Here is a 1,888-nt window from a genome sequence, read left to right as displayed (position 1 = left end):
ATGGTGATCGCGCAGCTGCGCGACGGTGAGGGCGCGGGCAGCATCGCATCCACGACGCCCTTCCTGCACGACCAGGTCACGATGAGCGCGGTGCTCACGGGGGCCACCATCGTCTGCTTCTCCTTCATCGGCTTCGACGCCGTCACGATGTACGCCGAGGAAGCCAAGAGCCCCAAGATCATGCCGCGGGCGATCCTGCTCACCGTCGTCCTTGGCGGCGCGATCTTCCTCATCGCCGGGTACTTCACGCAGCTGCGCTTCCCCTCCTCCGAGGTGTTCCCCGCCGCGGCGATCGAGGACAGCACGCTGCCCGAGATCGGCCTGCAGGTCGGTGGCCCCGTGCTCCAGGCCGTCCTCACTGCGGCGGGCTTCGCCGCGACCCTGGCCTCCGGCCTGGCCTCGCACGCCTCGGTGTCGCGCATGCTCCTCGTCATGGGCCGCAACAACGTGCTCCCCCAGAAATTCTTCGGCTACATCAACCCGAGGACGCACACCCCGACCTTCAACATCGTGCTGACGGGCGTCGTGAGCCTCTTCGCGATCGCCTTCACGCTGGAGATCATCGCCGCCTTCATTAACTACGGGGCGCTGATCGCCTTCACCGCGGTCAACGTGTCCGTGATCGCGTGGTTTGCGATCAAGCAGGGCCGGCGCCACACGCCGAAGGACATCTTCTCCTACATCGTGATGCCCAGCATCGGCATGGTGCTGACCGGGATCCTGTGGGCGAACCTGCACCTGGACGCCCTCATCGGGGGCGTGATCTGGACGGTCCTCGGCTTCGTCTATCTGCTCTTCATCACAAAGGGCTTCCGGCAGAAGGTGACCGCCTTCGACGAGAACCAGCCCGTCACCGGGTACAACAAGGTGCCGGAGGGGCTGGAGTAGCTCCCGAACGCGCCGGGAGCGGCGCGCTCCCAGACGCGACGCCCCCGCCGGGACACGAGAGTGTTTCCGGCGGGGGCGTTGCGTCTGCTCTGGTCCACCGGGCTGCCGCCCGAGTGTGCGATGATTCCCGCGCGGCGCTTCGGCGTCGGTGCTAGGTTTTTCCCTATGTGGCTTCCCTTCGTGCTGACAACCTCCGCCCCCGGACCGGTGGCGGGTTCGCACACCGTCCGCCTCACGAATGAGCGCATCTGGCCCCAGCTGTTTCTCGTCGGGAACCTGTTCCTGGTGTTCCTGTTCCTGCTGCTGGTGGTGATGCGCCCCATGGAGCTCATCCGCTCCGGTTTCGGCACCGCGGAGGTGCTGGTGCCGGTCTGGGTCTTCGCCGTCTCCAACGTGCTGATCTTCGCGCTCTGGCTCGTGGTCGGTCGGCAACGGCTCACGCTGGACTTCGACCGTGGCGTCCTCGTCCGCGGCCGAGCGGAGTACCCCGCCGCCGAGATCACGGCCCTGATCTCCCAGGCGAGCTCCTTCCTGGGCAACGAACACTCCCTGCGCTTTGTGTTCCCGTCGGGTGAGATTCTCGTGCCCACGGGCGGGCTGGCACCGAGCCCCGAGATCCTCCGCAGGAACGCGCTGCTGGGGGCGTTCATCCAGCAGTGCGTGCCGATCCCGGAGCACGCCGCTGAGGACCGTGGCTCGTCCGCGCGGACGAGCCGCTACGCCATCGGCACCGCCGAGGCTCTGCGTCAGCTCAGCCGCTGACGGTCGGCTTGGTCGCGCGGATGCCGCACCCCGAGTCGTTTCGGCGGCGCACCACCACCGGATAGGCTGACCGGATGAACCTCACCGGAGCTGCCGCCGAACCACCAGTTCTGACCGGGGTCGTGACCGTGCAACACGCGAATGCGCGGCAGTGGCGCTTCATCCTGCTCGCGGCCAATACCGGGATTGTCGTGCTCCTCGCCCTGCAGACGCTCACGAACCTGGGCCGGTCGCTCGC

General features: G+C 67.4%; 2 protein-coding genes. Both read left to right on the top strand.

The window, feature by feature from the left end; translation table 11 throughout:
* A partial coding sequence (locus OOT08_RS04355) for an APC family permease (protein WP_325091345.1) occupies positions 1–888 on the top strand: 888 nt, incomplete at its 5' end.
* 165 nt (positions 889–1,053) lie between these two features.
* Positions 1,054–1,650 (top strand): hypothetical protein, encoded by a 597-nt coding sequence (locus tag OOT08_RS04350; protein WP_325091344.1) that lies wholly within the window; start codon positions 1,054–1,056, stop codon positions 1,648–1,650.
* The last annotated feature ends 238 nt before the right edge of the window (positions 1,651–1,888 follow it).

Origin of the sequence: Leucobacter sp. M11, from assembly GCF_035726885.1 — a bacterium.
In the GTDB taxonomy this organism is placed as follows: domain Bacteria; phylum Actinomycetota; class Actinomycetes; order Actinomycetales; family Microbacteriaceae; genus JAPFRB01.
This window is presented reverse-complemented; position numbering and strand designations above follow the sequence as displayed.

Excerpts from the sequence above, each read along its gene's own strand:
- OOT08_RS04350 (WP_325091344.1), top strand. The coding sequence starts at position 1,054 with ATGTGGCTTCCCTTCGTGCTGACAACCTCCGCCCCCGGACCGGTGGCG.